This window comes from Actinospica durhamensis, assembly GCF_018139695.1.
In the GTDB taxonomy this organism is placed as follows: domain Bacteria; phylum Actinomycetota; class Actinomycetes; order Streptomycetales; family Catenulisporaceae; genus Actinospica; species Actinospica durhamensis.
In genome coordinates, this window is the sequence record NZ_JAGSOG010000039.1 from 37,611 (window position 1) to 44,032 (window position 6,422).

At 69.1% G+C, this 6,422-nt stretch carries 2 protein-coding genes; one reads left to right on the plus strand and one right to left on the minus strand.

Annotated elements, in window-relative coordinates:
- Nucleotides 1-278: 278 nt before the first annotated feature.
- Nucleotides 279-425, minus strand: coding sequence for a hypothetical protein (locus KDL01_RS10995; RefSeq protein WP_212528311.1), 147 nt, complete (start codon nt 423-425; stop codon nt 279-281).
- A gap of 1 nt (nt 426) precedes the next feature.
- Between KDL01_RS10995 and KDL01_RS11000 the strand changes: the two genes are divergently transcribed.
- Nucleotides 427-6,330: an RHS repeat domain-containing protein gene (locus KDL01_RS11000; RefSeq protein ID WP_212528312.1), complete on the plus strand. Its 5,904-nt coding sequence runs from the start codon at nt 427-429 to the stop codon at nt 6,328-6,330.
- Nucleotides 6,331-6,422 lie beyond the last annotated feature (92 nt).

The following is a 6,422-nucleotide window of genomic DNA, read 5'->3' on the forward strand; positions in this document are numbered from 1 at the left end:
TTGCGAAATATCTCGGCACTCCGTGCATTGTCGGGGGAACGGTCGGCGGCTAGCTTCAAAGCTCGCTGACACAGTCTCACAGTGGACTGTCTCGGAGTTCATGAAATACCCACAGAGGAGACAGAGCCCTTGCGTGCCTTTTCTCGTCGATCGTCTGCCGCGTCGGGGCGCGGCGGATGGCCGGCATTGACCCGGAGCGCCGGTTGGACGGCGGTGGTCGCGTTGGGTGCGGCGGTCGCCGTCGGCGTGGCACCGGCCGCTTCCGCTCACAGCAGCCCTCAGACCACCGCCACGACCTCGTGTTCGGCCACTTCGGCCCAGGACTCCACGTCCGCGGCCATGCTGGCGAAGAAGTGCGACAAGTCCGTGACGATCGCGTCCGCGCAGACGGCGTACGCGCGATTGTCCGCCAACGCGGACGGCACGATGACCTACACCTCCTCGGCCACGCCGCGTTGGGCAGAGCAGAACGGTTCCTGGGTCGCGGCCAGCGCCGATCTGGTGCCGAACCAGGACGGGACGTTCTCGCCGAAGGCGGCCGAGGCCGGGCTGAGGTTCTCCGGCGGCGGTGACACGGCACTGGCCACGGTGTCCTCGTCGCAGGGTTCGGTGACGGTCTCCTGGCCGTCGGCGCTGCCCACGCCGACGGTGGACGGTGCGTCCGCGACGTACCCGGACGTGCTGCCGGGGGTGGACCTGGTGGTGACGGCCGATGTCACCGGCGGGTTCGAGGAGTCGCTGATCGTCGAGAACGCGGCCGCCGCGAAGGACCCGGGGCTGGCGAAGCTGGTGCTCGGCATGTCGGCGAGCAAGGGCCTGACGACGAGCGCTGACAAGTCCGGGCGGATCACGGTGAAGAACGCGAAGGGCCAGGCGGTCCTCGCCTCGGCCGCGCCACGCGCGTGGGACTCGTCGCGGCACGCCGAGCCGGTGGCGGTGCCGGTGTCCTACAGCGGGGGCAAGGCGACGCTGAGCGCCCCGGCCGCGCTGCTGGACTCCGCGAGCACCGTCTTCCCGGTCACGATCGACCCGTCCTACACCGTTTCGCAGGCGTGGGAGGGCTACGGGGAGGACCAGGCCGCGTATCCGACCTCGGAGGAACTCGACGCGACGTGGAACGGCGACGTCTCGGTCGGCTATGACGGCGGCGGGATCGACCGGGGCTACTACGTCTTCGGCCTGCCCTCGGCCGCGGACGGCTCGACCACGGACGTGCTCTCCGCGACGGTGACCGCGACCGCGGTGACCACGTACTCGAGCACCTCCCAGGCACACGATCTCGACGCCTACTACACCAGCCAGTATTCCTCGACGAGCAGCTGGGACAGTGCGCCGACGAACGTCGCCGGGCCCGAGGCGGTGGACTTCACCACCACCTCCACCACCCCGAACCAGGCCGTCTCGATCAACGTGGCCTCCTGGGTGCAGACCGACCTGCAGGCCTCCGGCTGGCAGTTCTCGCTCGGCCTGCTCAACACGGACGAGGCCGACACCAACGGGTTCGTCGAGTTCGGCCCGAGCCCGACGCTCTCGATCACCTACGACCACGCGCCGTACGGCGCCGGCAGCATCGCGCTGAGCCCGGAGAACTGGGCCGCCGACGGCAACCTCTACACCTCCTCGCTCACCCCGACCTTCCAGGCCGCCTCCACCGACGCAGACGGCGACGAGGTCGCCTACGAGTTCAAGGTGGAACAGGGCTCGACGGTCGTCGAGGACGGCACCAGCGGCTACTTCGCCTCCGGCGCCACCGGCTCGCTCGCCTCCACCACGACTCTGGCGAACGGCACGACCTACCAGCTCTACGTCCGCCCGTACGACGGCACCGAATACGGGACCTGGTCCTCAGCCTTCGCCTTCACCACGGACGCGACCGCGCCGGGAGCGCCCGCGGTGTCCTGCACCGGATACCCCTCCGGCTCCTGGTCGACGCTGACATCCGGCGGCACGGCCTGCTCGGTGTCCGACTCGAGCTCGTATGTCGAGGGCTACGCGTATGAACTCCAGGACGGCAGCGCCGCCGGCACCTGGTCTTGGATCACCGGATCGTCCGGCTCGATCTCGATCGACCCGGAGAGCAACGGCCTCTACACCTTGACCGTCTCGCCGCTCGACGACGCGGGCGTCTACGGCGCGTCCACGACGTACGTGTTCGGTGTGGGCGCCGACGGCGCGCTGCTCTCGCCCGGCGACGGATCGCAGACCGCGTCCTCGATCAGCCTCCAGGCGGCCGCGCCCGGCTCCTACACGAAGGCCACGTTCGAGTACCGGCTCGGCACCACCGGCTCGTTCACCGCGATCCCGGACCACGTCGTCTACGACTGCGGCTGCGCGGTGACCTGGCCGGTCTCGACGAGCACGAACGGCGCCGGCATACAGACGGACCAGCTCACCTGGTACCTCGACCGCACCATCGCGGACGACGGCCTGGTCCAGGTCGAAGCCGTGTTCTCGGACGCCGCGGGCGACACCCTGACCACCCCGGCCGTGTCGGTCACGCTCTCCCGGACGGGTTCGGGTGCTGATTTCGGCACCACGACGGCCGGTCCGGTGACGGTCGGCTTGCAGTCCGGCAACGCCGCGCTCTCCGCCGACGACGTGAGTGTGTCCTCGTACGGGGCCGCGCTCGGGGTGTCACGGACGTTCAACTCGGTCAACCCGACCGTGTCCGGGATCTTCGGTCCCGGCTGGGTCGCGAGTGTCGGCTCGACACAGGCCGCGTCCTGGTCCTCGATCCAGGACGACAGCTCGTATGTGGTGCTGACCGGCGGTGACGGGTCCACGTACACCTTCACCGAGGGGTCGACGAGTGGGACGACGATCTCGTACACCGCCGACGCCTCGGCGGCCTCGGACAGCCTGACCCTGACGAAGAACACCTCCACCGACGTGTTCGACCTGACGGGCTCGAACAACGAGGTCACGGCGTTCGCGTACGTCTCGGCGAGCGCGGACTACGTGCCCGCCACGATCACGTCGCCGGGCACGACCTCGTCCACCGGCATCGTCTACAACTCCTCCGGCGACCCGGTCCTGGTCGTCGCCCCGGACGCCGCCTCGTCCTCCGCGCCGACCACGGCCTGCCCGAGCCCGGCCTCGTCCTCGACCTGGACGGCCGGCTGCCGCGGGCTGTCGTTCACCTACAACAGCTCGGGTGACGTCTCGGAGATCGACTTCGTGTACGTCGACAACTCCGGCACCTTCCACGACACCGCCGTGGCGAAGTACGGCTACGACTCGGCCGGCCGGCTGACCTCCGAGTACGACCCGCGCCTGTCCACCCCCCTGGTGACCGGCTACACCTACGACGAGACCTCCACGGACGCGGACTACGGCCGGATCACGGCCTACTCCCCGGCCCAGGCCTCCGGTTCCAGTGCGCTCGCCTCGTGGCACTTCACCTACGACGACACCGCCACCGACGTGAATTACGGCAAGATCCTGACGGTCTCCCGGGCACACTCCTCCACCTACGGCGGCGGCACCGCGACCGACACGATCGACTACAGCGTGCCGCTCACGACCTCCGCCGGCGGCCCGGTCACCATGGACGCCGCCACCGCCGCGACCTGGAGCGAGTCGGACGTGCCGACCTCGGCCGTGGCCATCTGGCCCGGCGGGTACACCCCGTCCTCGACCACCTCGCCGACCGCGACCGACTACGAGTACGCCACCATCGACTACTTCGACGCCAACGGACGCCAGGTCAACACCGCGACCTACGTCAACGGCGCCTGGACGGTCGACACCACCCAGTACGACGCGAACGGCGACGTCACCAGCACCCTGACCGCCGCAGACCGCGCCACCGCGCTCAGCGCCGCATCCCCGGCGGCCGAAGCCCTGGCGCTCTCGACCGTCAACGTCTATGCCTGCGACGACTTCGGCACCGTCGGCACCTGCACGAGCGCCGACCAGCAGTACGAGGTCGAGACCGACTCCTACGGCCCCGCCCACAGCGTGAACGTGGACGGCACCCTCGAGACCGCCCGCGACCACACCGCCACCAGCTACGACGCCGGCGCGCCCAACAGCGACACGGACGCGAGCGGCGCGCCCTACATGCTCGCGACGAGCCAGACGACGTCCGCGAGCATCGGCACCTCCATACCGGGATCCGCCACCGTCGACGCCCGCACCACCGAGCACCTCTACACGGTCGGAACGGACACGACCGGGTGGACGCTGGGCGAGCCGTTGGAGACCGTGACCGACCCGAGCGGCCTGGACATCGTCTCGACGACGACGTACAACGAGAACTCCGCGCTGTACAACGGAGACGGCCTGGCCGTCGACTCGGATCAGCCCTCGGATTCGTCCGGCGGCACCGCGGGGGACACCCACACCGTCTACTACACCGCGGGGACCAACGCGCAGGTCTCCGCCTGTGGGAACAAGCCGGAGTGGGCGAACCTGGTCTGCGAGACCTACCCGGCCGCGCAGCCCTCCGACACCTCCACCATCCCGACGGATGCCTACACGTACAACGACTACCTCTCGGTGCTCACCGAGACCAAGGCGTACGGTTCGACCGGCACCGAGACGATCACCTACGCCTACGACGGTGACGATCGCAACACCGGTGAGGCCATCACCGTCTCGGGCACCGGAATGGGCACCGCCCCGGCGGCGACCGCGACCGTCTACAGCACCGACACCGGTGTGCGGACCGATGCGGAGACGCTCAACTCCTCGGGCGGGGTGGCCACTGACATCGAGCAGAGCTACGACGACTGGGATCAGCTGGTCTCGTACACGGATGCCAACGGCGAGCCGAGCACGTACACATACGATCTTTCCGGAGACGTCCTCACCAGGGCCACCCCCTACGACACCGACACGGTCACCTACGCGCCCGACGGCGATGCCGTCAGCGAGGCGGACAAGCTCGCCGGCACGTTCACCGCGACCTACAACCCGGACGGCGCCCTGCAGACGGAGACGTATCCGGACGGGACGGTCGCGACCCGCACGATCGACTCGACCGGCACGGCGACCGAGGTGGCCTACACCAACAGCGACTGGGCCGGCCCGATCACGGACTCCGTCACCCTCGACGCACAGGGTGACTGGAGCACCGAGAGCACGCTGAAGGACACGAAGTCGTACAGCTACGACAACGACGACCGTCTCACGCAGGTCCAGGACACGGACGCGGGATCGTGCACCACCCGTGCCTACACCTACGACGCGGACACCGACCGGACGAGTCTGACCACGTACGACGCCGCTTCGAGCGGTGCGTGCCAGACCACGACCGCGGCGTCGGACGAGACCTACGCCTACGACTCGGCCGACCGCCTCGCATCCACCACCGAGTCCGGCACCACGTCGGCCTACACCTACGACACCCAGGGAGACGTCACCACCACGCCGTCGGCCGACGCGGGCGGCTCGGGCAGCCTGACCGCGACCTACTACGCCGACGGCCTGCTCGACACCCAGTCGCAGGCCGGGGTCACCGACACCTACACCCTCGACGCCACCGCGGAGCGGTACGCCACCAAGGCCGACTCCTCGACCGGATACACCACGGTCGACGACTATTCCGATGACGGCGACTCGCCGGCCTGGACCAGCACGAACGGCTCCTGGACCGCGATGGTCATCGGGCTCGACGGCGGGCTCGGCGCGGAGGTGACCGAATCCGGGACCGTCACGCTCGACCTGGCCGACCTCCACGGCGACGTCATCGCCACCGTCAACCCCGCCGCCGACACCGGCCCCTCCGCGACCTCCACGTACACGGAGTTCGGATCGGCCGAGACCGGCTCCACCACCGCGGGCGGATACGGCTACCTCGGCTCCGACCAGCGCGCCGACTCGGACATGGGCGGCACAGTCCTGATGGGCGTGCGCGTCTACGACCCGAGCACGGGCCGTTTTCTGGAGGACGACCCGATCTTCCAGGGGTCCGCGAACGCCTACGACTACGTCGACCAGAACCCCGTCACCGGAACCGACCTCGGCGGCACCAACGGCGGCTCGAACGGTTCCATGTGCCTGCAGACCAGTGGCACCTCGGCCTACTGCAAGTACTTCTGGGACTATGCGAAGACGAAGTCGTTCATCCTGAAGCTGACCCTCATCTCAACCGGGTCGCAGATGGTGGCGCTGTTCGGCGAGTTCCTCGGACCGATCGGAGAGGTCATCGGGGCCTTCCTCGAGATCTTCGGCCTCGGGGTGGGGGCGGTCGCCTCGCTGCTGTCCCATCTGAACGAGGGGAAGGGAATCGTCATCCAGATCAACAAGGTCCGGTATCGCTATTGGTTCTTTGGCTGGCGTTACACGGGATGGGTATGGCGCTCGTTGAGCATCAGGAGCCAGTAGGCGAAGGCGCGTCCTGAGATTCTCGCCTGGCGGCCGGGGCACCGGCCTCGGCCGCCGGGCACCCGTGCGGACGAGGCGGGGCGGGGTGGGGG